Annotated in this window: 16 protein-coding genes; 9 read left to right on the top strand and 7 right to left on the bottom strand. The window is 36.2% G+C overall.

Annotated elements, in window-relative coordinates:
- Positions 1-204: 204 nt before the first annotated feature.
- Complete coding sequence (locus J8281_RS19845; RefSeq protein WP_210198344.1) at positions 205-609, bottom strand: transposase; 405 nt, start codon at positions 607-609, stop codon at positions 205-207.
- 72 nt (positions 610-681) lie between these two features.
- A complete protein-coding gene (locus tag J8281_RS14270; protein WP_210198313.1) occupies positions 682-1167 on the bottom strand; it encodes a CvpA family protein in 486 nt (161 codons plus the stop codon).
- Positions 1168-1403: 236 nt separating this feature from the next.
- Between J8281_RS14270 and J8281_RS14275 the strand changes: the two genes are divergently transcribed.
- The 5 genes from J8281_RS14275 to J8281_RS14295 all read left to right on the top strand — a co-directional run bounded on the left by J8281_RS14275 (position 1404) and on the right by J8281_RS14295 (position 4940).
- Positions 1404-1949, top strand: coding sequence for a fasciclin domain-containing protein (locus J8281_RS14275; protein WP_210198314.1), 546 nt, complete (start codon positions 1404-1406; stop codon positions 1947-1949).
- Between the two features lie 205 nt (positions 1950-2154).
- Positions 2155-2511: a hypothetical protein gene (locus tag J8281_RS14280; protein ID WP_210198315.1), complete on the top strand. Its 357-nt coding sequence runs from the start codon at positions 2155-2157 to the stop codon at positions 2509-2511.
- Between the two features lie 225 nt (positions 2512-2736).
- Positions 2737-3756, top strand: a complete 1020-nt coding sequence (pheS, locus tag J8281_RS14285) for a phenylalanine--tRNA ligase subunit alpha (RefSeq protein ID WP_210198316.1) — start codon at positions 2737-2739, stop codon at positions 3754-3756.
- Positions 3757-3879: 123 nt separating this feature from the next.
- Entirely contained in the window at positions 3880-4275 is a 396-nt protein-coding gene (locus J8281_RS14290) for a hypothetical protein (RefSeq protein WP_210198317.1), read from the top strand.
- 128 nt (positions 4276-4403) lie between these two features.
- A complete protein-coding gene (locus tag J8281_RS14295) occupies positions 4404-4940 on the top strand; it encodes a hypothetical protein (protein WP_210198318.1) in 537 nt (178 codons plus the stop codon).
- Positions 4941-5624: 684 nt separating this feature from the next.
- Here J8281_RS14295 and trpS read toward each other — a convergent pair.
- Positions 5625-6593, bottom strand: coding sequence for a tryptophan--tRNA ligase (gene trpS, locus J8281_RS14300; RefSeq protein ID WP_210198319.1), 969 nt, complete (start codon positions 6591-6593; stop codon positions 5625-5627).
- 401 nt (positions 6594-6994) lie between these two features.
- On the opposite strand from trpS, the gene J8281_RS14305 reads away from it, so the two are divergent.
- Positions 6995-7681 carry a lysophospholipid acyltransferase family protein gene (locus tag J8281_RS14305; protein ID WP_371812621.1) on the top strand — a complete coding sequence of 229 codons (687 nt, stop codon included), beginning with the start codon at positions 6995-6997 and terminating at the stop codon, positions 7679-7681.
- Positions 7682-7844: 163 nt separating this feature from the next.
- Here J8281_RS14305 and J8281_RS14310 read toward each other — a convergent pair whose 3' ends face one another.
- From J8281_RS14310 to recA, 4 genes are all read right to left on the bottom strand, one after another.
- Positions 7845-9422, bottom strand: a complete 1578-nt coding sequence (locus J8281_RS14310) for a hypothetical protein (RefSeq protein WP_210198321.1) — start codon at positions 9420-9422, stop codon at positions 7845-7847.
- Positions 9419-9970, bottom strand: coding sequence for an RNA polymerase sigma factor (locus tag J8281_RS14315; protein WP_210198322.1), 552 nt, complete (start codon positions 9968-9970; stop codon positions 9419-9421). The genes J8281_RS14310 and J8281_RS14315 overlap by 4 nt, the downstream gene beginning before the upstream one ends.
- Positions 9971-10044: 74 nt before the next feature.
- Positions 10045-10521, bottom strand: coding sequence for a hypothetical protein (locus J8281_RS14320; RefSeq protein WP_210198323.1), 477 nt, complete (start codon positions 10519-10521; stop codon positions 10045-10047).
- Between the two features lie 288 nt (positions 10522-10809).
- Positions 10810-11817, bottom strand: coding sequence for a recombinase RecA (gene recA / locus J8281_RS14325; protein WP_210198345.1), 1008 nt, complete (start codon positions 11815-11817; stop codon positions 10810-10812).
- 1012 nt (positions 11818-12829) lie between these two features.
- On the opposite strand from recA, the gene J8281_RS14330 reads away from it, so the two are divergent.
- From J8281_RS14330 to J8281_RS14340, 3 genes are all read left to right on the top strand, one after another.
- Positions 12830-13861 carry a rhodanese-related sulfurtransferase gene (locus tag J8281_RS14330; protein ID WP_210198324.1) on the top strand — a complete coding sequence of 344 codons (1032 nt, stop codon included), beginning with the start codon at positions 12830-12832 and terminating at the stop codon, positions 13859-13861.
- Between the two features lie 207 nt (positions 13862-14068).
- Entirely contained in the window at positions 14069-15352 is a 1284-nt protein-coding gene (locus J8281_RS14335; protein WP_210198325.1) for a regulatory iron-sulfur-containing complex subunit RicT, read from the top strand.
- The gene (locus J8281_RS14340) at positions 15339-15833 is read left to right on the top strand and encodes a gliding motility lipoprotein GldH (RefSeq protein ID WP_210198326.1); all 495 of its coding nucleotides are present in this window, start codon (positions 15339-15341) and stop codon (positions 15831-15833) included. Before J8281_RS14335 ends, J8281_RS14340 begins: the two co-directional genes overlap by 14 nt.
- Position 15834: the final 1 nt, after the last annotated feature.

Genomic DNA, 15834 nt, shown 5'->3' on the forward strand with positions numbered 1-15834 from the left:
TTTTAAGGGCTTTATATCGCAGCCAAAAAGGATATAAAACGTAGTTTTTATACATTCTGATAAAGTAGAGGTAGCTGCTCCGCTTTTTACCTTTTTTTCTATAAATTTCAAGTATTTTTTCAAGTTATAAGCAGTCGCTGAGAGATGCATCACCTTGTTAGCCTGCTGTATGCCTATCGTGTTTATTTTTCGCAAATCCATAAACTAGGTAAGTGTACCAAAAACAGGTTCTACCGTGCTCTGTCGTTTAGACCTCATACGTTTACCTTTTTCTGTTTGTAATCGCTCTTTGATACGTTCATACTCCTCCCGGTAATACGTAACACTGAATTTCTTTTCCTTAGCACTTTTACCTAAACAACTTCCTGACAATGGACAATCCCTACAAATTTTACTAGAGATGCGGTACTTTTTTTTGGTCTTTGTGCGATAATCTAAAAATACCTTTTTAAAAGGTACTATTTGTGCATTAGGACAAATATAGTGGTCTTTGTCCTCTACATAAGTAAACCCATCTGGTTCTCCTTTATTGCCCGCACCCAGTCGCTGATCCTGGTTCTCATTACAGTCTTTATTACGGCTTTTGAGCTTTTTGTCACTGGCAGTTATACTCTGTTGTGCTTAACTCGCTTTATTCTCTTTTGCCCTGCGAAAAGTTTCTTTGTCACGGTTACCCTATGTTCAGGTTTGTTTCAAAACGTTAGGCAGTACAGCAGTAGCAATTTTACTTACCGGACCATATAAAACCGAAGAATCCAAGGTTTCCTGCTTAATTAAAGTAATGTTTTCGTTAATAGCATTTATAAATATGATAATAACACTTGCAATAAACCCCATTTTTAATAGCCCGAAAACACCTCCTAGAATTTTATTAAGAATACCCAGAGCAGCATAATCGGCAATTTTGGTCAATAACTTACCTGCTAAAGAGACCGAGATGACTACAATAATAAATGTAAGTGCAAATGCGGTTAATTTCATTGTAGCTTCAGACCAATCGACATAGTTTCGTACAAAATTTGCGGCTATGTAAGAGAAATGTACAGCAATGTATATGCCCACAATTAGGGCTACCAAGGATGCTAGCGAAGCAAATAATCCCTTAGACAGTCCTTTTATCAATCCCCATAATAAAAGTATACCTAAGATAATATCAAGGTAATTCATGAATCTGATACTAATACTTTTCAAATATAACTAAATCAATACTAAGAGCTGTAGAAGATACATCAAGAAATATAATAGGAGGTAACATTACTTTCAACTTAAATATGTCATAGCGAACTACTTAAGCGTTAAATTTTCATTAAAAATACAGATAGCGTTCTTTTTTAAAGCTATCGAGCTAAATACTACCTAAGGGCATACTTAATTTAGTAGTCAAACCATAAAAAATTAAAACTATGATGATGAAACGTTTGGGTATAGTACCCATGTTGATAACAGTAGCATTGATTACTTTCAGCACAAAAGCACAATCCGATTTAGAAGTTTTTAACAAAGTAGACAATACAGAAAATTTTACTACGGCAGATTTGGTACAGATGGATAGGAATTTGTCTAATTTTTCGGTATTACTTCGATTATCTGGTCTAGAAGCATCCTTAGGCCAAGCCGAAGGACATACCTTACTAGTGCCTACTAATGAAGCATTAAATAAAATGTCTATCGATAAGTTTGCAGAATTGACCAACCCTAAAAACAAAGCCAAACTAATGCAGTTTATCAAATACCATTTCATTGCCAAAAAGGTTACAAAATGGGATATGAAAGAGCACGATATTATCGATGAGGCCGGGACCCAAAAAGAAATTAGATTATCAAATACTGGAGATGTAGTCTACGTTGGCGGAGCCCAAATTATATCTCCGGCTATACAGGCGTCTAACGGACTTATGTATATTGTAAACAACACGGTTACACCAAGCGAGGATATCGTATTGGATTAAAAGTATAACAATTTTAATTAGTTAAATTCGAAGTAAAGAGGTCTTTCAATTACCATTTGGAAGGCCTCTTTTTTTGAACCCAGTTGATACATAGGATCTGTAAAAATAGCAGAGCAGGGTAGCGCAAAACTTAAGTTCATTTAGTATTTTTGCTTGGCTTAAGCTATGAATTCATGATGAGTGCTATGATAACTAAAATAATACTATGGCCAGGGATGAAAAGTTGAAAGAGCGCTGGGGGAATCTGGTGCAGAAATTGTCTAATCAATTTGCAGCAGGTGATGACCTGGACCTTGACGGAATTATTTATTTGATAGGAGTTCAGGAATTGGGACAAATACATCGTCGATTTAAAAAAGATGAGAAATTAGATCTTATGCATATCGCTATTTGTAGATTGCTAGAGCCCTATGGTTATTATGAGTTCGATTATTTTGATGATGAAGGATGGCCTCACTATAAAATCAAAGAACAATTACCCAATTTAAAAGCCGGCGAACAATCTATTTTGATGAAAGAAGCTATTGTAAACTATTTCTTAATGAGCCGGTATATAGAATAGTTAAAATTATTGGCACCACCCTGGGCGTAGGGAACGGATACTAGGGCTTTTAGAACTAAGAGCCAAGATTATCTAGTTTCTTGATTATCCAAACGAAACGGCCTTAATTTAGATACGTCCATGAGGCTAATTCGAGGTGGTTTATGAGCACATACAAATCCTTTTAAAAATCTAAACAAACTAGTTAGGAAATATGTAAATTTGCTGTTCTGCAAAGAAAAAGTAATGATTGATAAGATTAAAGAATATATCGCTGAGGTAGATGCGTTCAAAGCCAAGTCCAAAGAAGAAATCGAAGCTTTCCGAATTAAATTTTCGGGCAGAAAAGGAATTATTAATGATTTTTTTACCGAGTTTAGAACTGTGGCTAATGAGCAAAAAAAAGAATTGGGTCAGGCAATTAACACACTAAAAATAGCTGCCGAAGAAAAAGTACAGCTACTTAAAGAAGAATTTGAAGCCAATGTAGAAGAAAAAGGGAGTTATGGTGATCTTACACGCCCCGCAGCACCCATTGCATTAGGTTCGCGACATCCCATATCGTTGGTTAAAAATCAAATTATCGATATTTTTTCCCGTATTGGATTTAATGTTAGCGAAGGTCCCGAGATTGAAGACGACTGGCATAACTTTACGGCTCTCAATTTGCCAGAGTACCATCCGGCTCGAGATATGCAGGATACATTTTTTATTCAGACCGATCCTGATATTTTATTACGCACCCATACTTCATCTGTGCAAGTGCGGTATATGGAGAATAATCAGCCTCCCATTAGAACGATTTCACCAGGTAGAGTATATCGTAACGAAGCTATTTCGGCACGTTCACATTGTTTTTTTCATCAGGTAGAGGGATTATATATTGATAAAGATGTTTCTTTTTCAGATTTAAAACAAACCTTGCAATATTTCACTACAGCACTATTTGGGAAATCAGAGATTAGGTTACGCCCATCATATTTTCCATTTACTGAGCCTAGTGCCGAGGTAGATGTATACTGGGGCCTAGAGACCGAAACTGATTACAAAATGACCAAAGGCACAGGATGGTTAGAAATCATGGGGTGCGGAATGGTAGATCCAAACGTACTTAAAAACTGTAATATTGATCCTGAAGTGTATAGTGGTTTCGCGTTTGGAATGGGGATTGATCGTATCGCATTATTGGTATATGGTATTTCAGATATTCGTATGTTAAGTGAAAATGATATACGGTTTTTAGAGCAGTTTAAATCGGCACTATAAAAGTGGTATGAAATAAGCCACAGCCATCAAGAGGATATCCAACAACATATAAAATGGCGATTCCACCCGCTTACCACCCGATGGGTAGACAGGTCTGACCATTAAAAACAATAGAAATAACAGATGAAAAAAGATATTGAAATTCCTATAGTTGAGAATGTCTATGTTGCGGTGGTTAAAGAGTGGAACGATGAATTTTTGGCGCAAGATTGGAATTCTTACATTATCAATGAACGGGATACTCCCATAGAAATGGTATTAGTAGTGACCAAGGGTTATGACGGAGATCGAAAAACGTCGTTATTACGACATGGCATAGGTACAATAGCTGCAAGGTCGTATGCAAAGATTGAAATGCTTCAAGAAGAGTTATTGGGCATGAATAACGAATTCGCTGTAACTTTTTTTGCGAATCATAAACTGTATGAGAAAAAATACATCTTCAGAAAAAACACAATTAACGAGAACGCTTTTAGGGATCTTCCCATTATGAATCAACGGGGCATATTGTTAAAATAATTTTCAAGTAGTTGGAAGCAATTAGATAAAAAGCATTAAATAACGATGAAATACACATTTTAATGTTAATAATTTGTTAATAATAAGTTTTCTGCCTACATTTGTTCCAGGAAAATACACTGGGATTTATGAAGAAATTATTACGTAATGAGCGGTATATGCACAGATTATCATTGCTGTGTGTATCCAGGGCAAGTTCATTTAATGCCGCTGCTAAATTATTGATACTATCGCTGCTGCTTTGTACTTCCTGCGGAAGTAGTGATACCCATACTCAGGAAAATTCTATTATCGGGAAGTGGAAATTGCAACAAGAGTACAGCAACGAAGGAAGAGACACACCACTAAAAGAGTTTCCTTTATCTCAATGTGATAAAGAAACCACTTTAGAAGTTTTAGATACAGGTATTTTTGTTGAAAAGAATTATTATGAAGACTCCAGTATTGGCGGTGAATGTGGTAAAGATAGTCAAGATACCAGAGGCGGTTGGAAAAAAAGTAGCCCAAACACGTATCTATTTACCTATGACAAGAGTAATCCGTTATTGTTAAGGCGCTCTGTAGTAAATGTAGTACGAGGGGATTTGATTGTTAACGTAACCTACAACGATAGGGATTTAGGCCCTAATACAAAAGTAAAATTTATATATGCTAAGGTTCAATAAGTGTTAATTACCTTTATGTATTAGTAAAGCCTGTGCAAGAAAGCACAGGCTTTATTGTCTATTGCCACGAGTCACCTAAACTACGTGGAAATGAGGGGGCTCACTACAACACTGTGACAAAGACATTTTTATACATCACCATAGCCAAATTAATAGGATTAAGAATACAAGATTTTAAAGTATAATTCTAACTGCATGAATCAGAATAAAGTGTTCATTCGATTCCTAGTTTACTCACCACAGGGTGGCTTTTCTACATATACGTAGTTTATTTTTCTACTTATCGTATATATAATACCATCTACCATCTAGTTATCGCTTATTTCATTGCATAGATCCCCTTACATAAAATTCAGCAATTTTTCTCTGACGTAATGTAGCAAGAAAACAAATATCTTTTTTACGGGAATCCATAGTTCAGGTGAATTTTTCCCTTAAAAAATTATAAAAATCACCCGTTGTGTATTATGAAAGGAATAACAAAGAAAAGCGTCAATTTGAGTGATTTTTTCCAATAACCTCTTGACTCCGATCGAGATGACACAGAAAAAAAATACTCGAATTAATAGATTTTGAATGAAAAAATCGAAATACACAACGGGTAAAAACCTTTACTTTAAATTGTGTAAGCTTTTAATAGTAAGTCGTGTGATAAGCTTCTTTTAAAGGTGTTGAGTCGACTAATTAATATCCTATTCTTTTTCTAACTTTTTCTAGTACTTGATTAGCTACCTGTGATGCTTTTTTAGCACCTATTGACAAGGCTTTGTCCACTTCATCCAAATGCTCCGTATAATATGTGTAGCGTTCACGTTCTTTTGCGAATTTTTCAATAAGTAGTTCGAACAACGCTTGTTTTGCGTGACCATATCCATAATTACCAGCCAGGTAATTGTCATGCATTTCAGATAGTTGTTTGGCAGAGGCTATAAGTCTATAAAGAGCAAAAACATTACAAGTTTCGGGATCTTTTGGATCTTCTAGGGGTGTGCTATCTGTGGCGATCGACATAATTTGCTTTCGTAGTTGCTTATCAGGCAAAAAAAGATTAATGATATTGCCTTTGGATTTGCTCATTTTGCTTCCGTCTGTCCCGGGTACATACATAGTTTCTTTTTGTACTTGAGCTTCAGGAAGTACAAATAATTCACCAACCTGAGCATGTATGCGCGAAGCTACATCTCTGGTTATTTCTAGATGTTGTAACTGATCTTTGCCTACAGGCACTATTTCAGCATCATAAAGTAGAATATCAGCGGCCATTAGCATAGGATAGGTAAAAAGACCGGCATTAACATCTTCAAGACGATCGGCTTTATCTTTAAATGAATGGGCTAACGTAAGTCGTTGATAAGGAAAAAAACAACTTAAGTACCAATTTAATTCAGTAACCTGGGGGATGTCGCTTTGCCTGTAAAAAATAGTGTTATCAATATCTAATCCGCAGGCCAACCAAGCTGCAGCAGTAGCATATGTATTCTCTCGTAAAGTTTTGGCGTCTTTTATTTGGGTAAGCGAATGCATATCGGCGATAAATAAAAACGACTCATTTTGAGGCTCGTTTGCCATTTTTATAGCCGGGATTATAGCCCCCAGTAAATTTCCTAGATGTGGAGTTCCTGTACTTTGCACCCCTGTAAGAATTCTGGACATAGTGTTGATCTGTGTTTTGGCACCGCCGAAAGGTTTAATACCCTAAGGATTGCCTTGAAATTAAAATTCAGTTTCTTACAAATACCTCGTGGGATTGCCCCGAGGTAGTTTATTCTTAACATTTTCAAACCTGGTTGCACTATTGCATATATGTACAAGATTTGACACTCAATATAAGCCCTGTAAGAACTATATATAGCAGCGTTAATGCCGTTTTTATTAACTTTTGGCCGTTGCGCAACTATGATTTTACTTCTTACTCTACTATGCTTGCGCCATGGCTTTTCCAGCAAAGGTAATTTTTTTGTGTAGATACATCAAACCAATTATGTATTTTTGAATTAATGATCTTTATCAGGAACATATTTATTCTTTTATGGCGTATTTGGTTTTACATTGTTATGGGAATCCCAATAATCCTGATGTTTCCGGTATTACTGGTACTTACGTCTAGAGAACAATGGTATCCTCAATTTTTTAAAGTAGCACGGTTCTGGGCAAAAATTGTTTTATATGGCTCTGGGTTTCTACCAAAAGTGACTCACGAGGTCGTAGTAGACCATAAAAAAAGTTATATGTTCGTTGCGAATCACACCTCGATGACCGATATCATGTTTATGCTCTATTGTGTAAAAAATCCTTTCGTTTTTGTGGGTAAAAAGGAATTGGCTAAAATTCCGATTTTTGGCTTTTTCTATAAGCGCACCTGTATTCTTGTCGATCGTAATAGCCAGAGAAGCCGAAAAGAAGTATTTGACAGGGCTCATGCCAGATTACACAATGGAACCAGTATTTGTATTTTTCCTGAAGGCGGTGTACCCGAGGATCAATCGATCTTATTAGATGATTTTAAAGACGGGGCATTTAGACTGGCAATAGATCATCAAATCCCTATCCTGCCGTTAACATTTTTTGATAATAAGAAGCGATTTTCTTATACCTTTTTTAGTGGTAGTCCTGGGATAATGAGAGGTCATATCCATCATGAAATTTCGACTAAAGGTCGAACACAGGAACACAAAAAAGAGATCAAAGAAAGGGTACGAACTACCATTTTAACAGCACTACAGAATAATAAAACGAGTTAAAATAATTCATTGTTGATCTGAGCTGACGCAATGGCAAAATATACAAAAGCCGTTCCTCCCCAGAAACGGCTTTGTTCATCATTGCTTTATACCTAAGCAATACTACCCCAACCAACTAAACATATGATATGATATCGGTAATAACAATGTGCAATACCGAAATCTAAAATTTTATACTCACCCCTGTATATATTCCAAAATAATAGGGCCTAAAATTAGTTGTATTTCCCTCTACAGCATTAAATTGATACTTAAAAATAGGCTCTAGATTAAGTTGAAATTGCTTAGAAATACTATAATCAACTCCTATGCCAAAGTTGCCTGTAAAACTAACCTCACTTAAATTATTGGCTTCTCCTATTATAGTTTCGAAATCACCAGCCTGAATAGAAACTTCGTTACCTTGTAAAAATAAAGTACTTAAACCACCAATCATATTGACACCTAACTTTTTGTTAATCAAGGCGTATTTCATTTCGAGAGGAACCTCGATATATCCTATTTGTTGCAGAAGCAACCCTTCATTTTGAGTTAAATTAATTGGTGCTCTATTAATATCGGTGGCGACAAAGCTGTTAGTTTCACTTCGACCGATATCAGCTACCAAAATAATTTCGGCATTACGATTATACGTAATACTTTCTAAATTGCGACCTACAGTACTCGAAGGTGAGAATCCTATGTTTTGTGTAGTATACCCAAGATCTACTTTGTGTACTCCCGATCGAATACGCAGTCGATTGTTAATAGCATATGAAACCTGCACGCCATAACTTAAATTTACCTGACCACTTTTACTATTATCTGCGAATTGAGAATCTATAGAAGAGCCATTACCTAAAGAATTATAATATACAGGTGCTACATTAGGCGAAACTTGCCATTTTTTGGTGACCTCTTTATTTTCGGTACTTTTCTCTTCTGAATGCGCTACGGCATCGAGCAGGGATTTTTTCTTAGGGTTTTTATCTGTAACCTGTTCATTAGCGCCTATTTTTACAATAGATTTTTCTTTATCATTTTCATGATGTGCTACTAATGGAGCAGGAGTAGAGGCGACTTCAGTTTCTTGTTCTTTTGAATATAAATGTTCTTTAGAATTATTTTGCTTTTCCTGTTGAGCTATAGCTGTGTGTTCGGTTTGAGTATGTTTTTGCGTAAGCAGATCGCCATTCATATCTTGTGACAGATGCGACGATTTATTTACCAAGCGCCCTGTATTTGTATTGCTTTGCGCAGTGTTTGTCACTTTATGCTCTTGTAGCGCCTCAGTATTGGGTGGTTGTGTAGTGTTTGCTACGTTAGTTTTTGAAGATATAGGGTGTATTTCTCGAACACTATTGCTATCGGTAGCAGGGTATTTCAAATCTTCGTTTTGTAGATCCTTTAACGTATTATTTTTTTCTTTAGCTGAAAAAACCACACTATTATTTTGATCATATTTGATAGGCGGTTGTGCTACATCTTCTGGTGTTGAGGGAGTTTTAGTCTTTGTGTCTTCGGTAGAAGTATTCACTATAGTTTCGGTAGAAGTATCGCTATATATAGAAAAGTATCCTATAGTAAATAAGATGGCAGCTACTGCGGCAACCCCCGCAATTCTATACCAAAAAGGGAGCAATACTGTCCTTTTTCGGTCTTTGTGTTCTTTGATACGCTCCCAGACCTTTTTATCTGGGATCGCTTCAAAATCCTTGAATTTTTCCTGAAATAACCGGTCTATGTTTTTCTTAGTATTCATCTTTGTTTATCAATGGCTCGAATACATGAAGCTCTTTCCGTTTCGAGTTTGGTTTTCAAAATATTTCTAGCTCTGGCCAGGTTCGATTTAGAAGTACCTATAGAAATTTCTAGTAACTCAGCAATTTCTTTATGTGCATATCCGTCTAGTACATATAGATTGAACACCATACGATAACGATCAGGCAACTGCTGGATAATTTGTAAAAGATAATCTAAAGAGACTTCTTCGTCATTAATTTCAACTTCTGCATCTTCCATTTGATCTACATTGCTTAGGTCGAAAACCTTTTGTTTTCTAAATTTTTGCAACGCAGTATTAATAGTAACTCTTTTTAACCACCCTTCAAAAGAGCCTTTGTGTTTGTATTGTTTGATCTTTTCAAAAATGAGTATAAACGCGTCTTGTAACGTATCTTCTGCGGTAGCATAATCGTTTGAATACTTTAGACAGATAGCAAACAGTTTGCTACTATACATATGGTATAGTTGCTTCTGCGCTTCAGCATTTTTTTTCTTACATTTTTTTATGAGTTGATCTAAACCCACTAACCCCTTGATTTTTTGTTATTAACTCGATAATCGAGACCTGAATGCTTCGAGAAAAGCCTCGAAATACTAACTTAATTTCTATTAAATGCCTCATTTGTTAACCCTGAGGTGGTTTGCTCTTCTTCGATTACCGGTACTTCGATAGTTAAATATTGATCTTCGCCTTGTTCATTTCTATTTTGCCAGAATTTAAAAATATACGAATCTTCGTTACCTGCAGTAAACGAAAGGGACTCCTTGCGAAGATCTGTACGTTCAAGTTCTTCGCATGGTTCGTTTTGGTTATCAATGACTACATTAATGATAACAATAGTGCGTTCATTACGAAACCCATTGTATTCAATTCCAGAAAAAGAATGACACGTCGTGGGTCTAAAATACGTAACTTCAATATCATACGTTTTACCCGGATTGAACTGATCGGGTATAATTACTTCTTCTATAGCAACAGCATTATAAAAAAATGGTGTAGCAGTGTCGTCCTCTTGCAAACATGCAGTACATAGCAAGGCAATACAAAATACTATAAAAAATTGTGCTTGTTTCATTACTTCAGGGTTATGGGGTAGATTTGGTTTAGAACTTATCTTGACTTTTCATAATCAAAAAATTGTAAAACCAGTTCATTATCTATTTACTTCTACTAAGAAGATGTAATAGCCTTAATTAGGTTGCTTGAAGATATAAAAAATCTCGGTCAGGAAATGTATCCAAACCGAGATTAATAGGTGGTACCCTACAGATAATACAGACTATTTTACCAAATATCTCTAAATTTCTGTATGTAGAAGTATAAAATAATATTTATATGTACCGCGGGCTAAGCCCGAAGTAACTTACTCTTTTATAATTTTTATCGCCTCTTTAATTTTTTCTTCGAGTTCCTCCATAAGTTCGGGGTTGTCGTTAAGTAAGGACTTTACCGCATCGCGTCCCTGACCCAATTTGGTATCTTGGTAACTAAACCATGAACCACTTTTCTTGATGATCTCATAATCAACACCTACATCAATAATTTCTCCGGTTTTAGAAATACCTTCACCATACATAATATCAAATTCAGCAGTTCTAAACGGAGGAGCTACTTTGTTTTTAACAACTTTTACCCGTGTTTTATTACCCTGTACCTCACTATTGCTATCTTTAATCTGTGTAGAACGACGAATATCAAGACGTACCGAAGCATAAAATTTCAAGGCATTTCCACCGGTAGTGGTTTCGGGATTTCCAAACATGACTCCGATCTTTTCACGCAGCTGGTTGATAAAAATAACCGTACAATTGGTTTTACTTATCGAGCTAGTTAATTTACGTAGGGCCTGTGACATTAATCGTGCGTGTAGCCCCATTTTTGAATCTCCCATTTCGCCTTCAATTTCACTTTTAGGAGTAAGCGCAGCAACAGAATCAATAACGATGATATCAATGGCTCCTGATCGAATTAAATTATCGGCGATCTCTAGTGCCTGCTCCCCGTGATCTGGTTGTGATATGATGAGGTCATCAATATCTACTCCCAATTTTTCAGCATAAAAACGATCAAAAGCATGTTCTGCATCAATAAATGCAGCGATACCCCCTGCTTTTTGAGCCTGAGCAATAGCATGTAAGGTAAGTGTGGTTTTACCAGAAGACTCAGGACCATAGATCTCGATCACTCGACCTTTTGGATATCCACCCACACCCAATGCCAAATCTAGGCCTAATGAACCCGTCGGAATGACATCTACTTCCTGGACAGAGCTATCGCTCATTTTCATTACTGTTCCTTTTCCATAAGCTTTATCTAGTTTATCAAGGGTTAATTTTAATGCTTTTAGTTTTGCGTCCTTCTCTGTACTCATTTGTTGTTCAAATATATCTGGATTCGACATTTATATTAACTTTCTGCTAAAGTACTATTTCTTTTTATAGCTGAGATAAGGATTCTAAAATCATTATCAACAACAAAGCGAGAAGTATATATACGTTTTACGGGAATGTTTTTTAATGAGTTTGATGTAGTGGATCAGAAGCGGGATACAGGCGCTATGGCTTTCTAGATGATATCTACGACACGATAATGATACTATAATAGTATAACAGTCCTTAAAAAATCTCGTCTTAAAACCAAAATTTGTGATTTTATGAATGCATGACTATCTATTAAGTGTTGTATTAACAAAATAACACGCAACCCTTTTTCTTTTTGGTTATCTACAAAGAAAGCAAACAATGAACAAAAGCTGGAGAGCGGTGAACGATGAAATTTCTTAAAAGAGTGACAAGACATCACCATGAGGGCTATACAATTACCAAAGTTTGTAGTTGTATAGTAGAAGGTGGCTAGCTTCGTTATTGATAATTTTATTGTTAAAATTAATTAGTAACGAATTAGCCCAAAAATGCCTTGGAATGGAGTTCCAAGGCATTTTTATTGGCACCGCCAAAGGGTATAATACTCCGAGGCTTGCCTCAAAATTGAAAAATTGTTTACAACGAATGCCTCGTGGACTTGCCCCGAGGTAGTTTACTGATGTCTAAAGAGTATACCAAAAAAGGCTGGCTTCTCATTTGCTTTCCAACAAATGCCTTTTCAATCTTCTTTGAGGGGAGGTTACTTACAAATACGTTTGCATGTTACTCTAGGATTTGTACTTTTGCCACATATAAACTATTTCTTTTAACCCGGATTATGTATTAGAATTTCGTAATGAGGGTTGAAATGCCGATAAAACAAGTGTTTTCTCAATTTTAGCATAGCACCGCTACGGTGAAATTGAAAAATACAGCGCAGCGTTTGTTTTTGAAGGTATTTCAAGCCGTAATAGATTTTATAATACATAATCCGGGTTTAACGTAAAGCATTAGTATAGCATGCAACTGTACAATACATTAAGCGCAAAAGAAAGAGCGACACTTATCGATGAAGCCGGTACAGATCGGCTTACGTTGTCTTTCTATCAATATGCGCATATCGGCAACACCGAAATTTTCAGAAATCATCTTTTTATCCATTGGAACGAGCTTGATGTTTTGGGTAGAATTTATGTCGCTACCGAGGGGATTAATGGTCAATTATCGGTTCCTGCTCCCAATTTTGAAGCTTTCAAGAAACACCTGGATAGTATTTCCTTTCTAGAAAACGTACGACTTAATATCGCAAGAGAACAAGATGTCAAGTCTTTCTTAAAATTAAAAGTAAAAGTTCGGCATAAAATTGTTGCCGACGGACTTAACGATCATACCTTCGACGTTACAAACAAAGGTATACATGTAGATGCCGAGAAGTTTAACCGTTTAATCGAGGATCCCGATACGGTCCTGGTGGATATGCGCAATCATTATGAAAGTGAAATAGGGCATTTTAAAAATGCGGTCACTCCAGATGTAGATACCTTTAGAGATTCACTAGACATTATAGAAGAAGATCTCAAAGACCACAAAAAAGATAAAAAGCTAGTGATGTATTGTACCGGCGGTATACGATGTGAAAAGGCAAGTGCCTACTATAAACACAAAGGATTTAAAAACGTATATCAGCTAGAAGGAGGGATCATCGAATACGCCCGACAGGTCGAAGAGAAAGGTCTCGAAAACAAGTTTTTAGGTAAAAATTTTGTTTTCGACCACAGAAGGGCCGAACGTATATCCGAGGATATCATTTCTAATTGCCATCAATGCGGAAAACCATGTGACACTCATGTAAATTGTGAAAATGAAGCATGTCATTTGTTATTTATTCAATGTCCAGATTGTGCAGCAGCGTTCGAAAATTGTTGTTCTACCTCATGCATGGAAATCAATAGGCTGCCTTTTGAAGAACAAAAAGCACTTAGAAAAGGTAAAGGAAACAGCAATAAAATATTTAAAAAAGGAAGATCTGAAGCCTTGAAATTCAAAAAATAAGCACAAAACCTCCATTTTTGCTGAAACCATAAAAATTCAAACCGGTTCTTTTTTAAAAACCAAGATACTACGACAGATAATTTTTTTTATACGCTTTTCATAGTATCTTTACGAATTAAGACGTTAACATCGACAGATGTTAACGATAGTAAGAATCATATTTGCTGCAATTATTAGAGCAGGCAAATTTCAATATAAGAGTACAATATGGGATGTAGTAGTTGTTCCTCTGGAAAAGACGGGCAACCAAAAGGGTGTAAGAACAATGGTACTTGCGGTACAGATGGTTGCAATAAATTAACAGTTTTTGATTGGCTCTCGAATATGTCACTTCCCAATGGCGCTACTCCTTTTCATTGTGTCGAAGTGCGATTTAAAAATGGAAGAAAAGGCTTCTTCAAAAATTCAGAAAATCTTTCTTTAAGTATTGGTGATATTGTGGCTACAGAAGCCTCTCCCGGGCACGATGTGGGTTTGGTTTCTCTTACTGGGGAACTGGTGCGCATTCAAATGAAAAAGAAGAAGGTGGATTTGAATAGTGACGATATCAAAAAAGTCTACAGAAAAGCCTCTCAAAAAGATATCGACATCTGGCAAAAATCTAGGGATAAAGAAGAGACCATGAAAGTTAGAGCTAGAGAAATAGCAATCCGGCTTGACTTACAAATGAAAATTTCTGATATCGAGTTTCAGGGTGATGGATCCAAAGCCACATTTTACTACACCGCCGAAGAACGAGTTGATTTTAGACAATTGATCAAAGAGTTTGCCCACGAATTTAGCACGCGTATAGAGATGCGCCAGGTGGGCTTTAGACAAGAGGCAGCTCGATTGGGTGGTATAGGCTCCTGCGGTCGCGAGTTGTGTTGCTCTACGTGGCTTACCGATTTTAGGTCGGTTAACACAAGTGCTGCGCGGTATCAACAGTTATCCCTTAACCCCCAAAAGTTGGCAGGCCAATGTGGTAAATTAAAATGTTGCCTCAATTATGAATTAGATGCCTATATAGATGCTTTACACGACTTTCCAAAATCTGATACCAAATTATATACCGAAAAAGGTACTGCGGTTTGCCAAAAAATAGACATCTTTAAAGGATATTTATGGTATGCCTATGAAGGTGAATGGATGAACTGGCATAAAATTTCTACAGCGCATGCCAAAGAAATTATTTCAGCCAATAGCAATAAAGAAAAAGTAGCCAGCTTAGAAGAATTTTCTTCAGAATTGGTAGAAGATACTAAAACTGATTTTGAAAACGTTGTAGGACAGGACAGTTTAACCCGTTTTGATCAACCTAAACACAATAAAAGAAGGAGAAAAAACCGAAACAAACGAAGAAATACTAATAAAAGTGGAACTTCAGAAAAACAAACGGCTACGGCGAATAAAGCGAAAAAAGGAAATTCAGAACAAAAAAATAACGGTAGATCTAAAAATCAACGTAATAAAAGACATCGTTCACGTAACAAAAACAATGATAAAACTTAAGGGTAGTATACTAGTTATTTTATTATCACTAGTAATTATTGCATGTGATGATAAACAAGTTTTTGATGAATACAAAACCGTATCAGGTACGTGGGAGATTGATGAAGAAATCAATTTTACATTGCCAGAATTAGATACGCTCACCCAGTACGATCTATATATTAATGTGCGCAATACAAATGCCTATCGATACAGTAATTTATACATTATTAGCCAGATGAAATTTCCTAATGGTAAAGTAGTTACCGACACCCTCGAATATGACATGGCGGCGCCTGATGGCGAATGGTTGGGCACGGGATTTTCAGACCTAAAGGAAAGTAAGTTATGGTACAAAGAAAATGTTAGTTTTACCGAACAGGGAACATATACGATCAGCTTACAACATGCCATGAGAAAAAATGGCGAAGTAAACGGCATTTATGCGCTGGAAGGAATTACAGATATCGGATTTAGAATAGAACAGGCTCAAAACCCATAAA

The organism is Aquimarina sp. U1-2, assembly GCF_017897595.1.
In the GTDB taxonomy this organism is placed as follows: Bacteria; Bacteroidota; Bacteroidia; order Flavobacteriales; family Flavobacteriaceae; genus Aquimarina.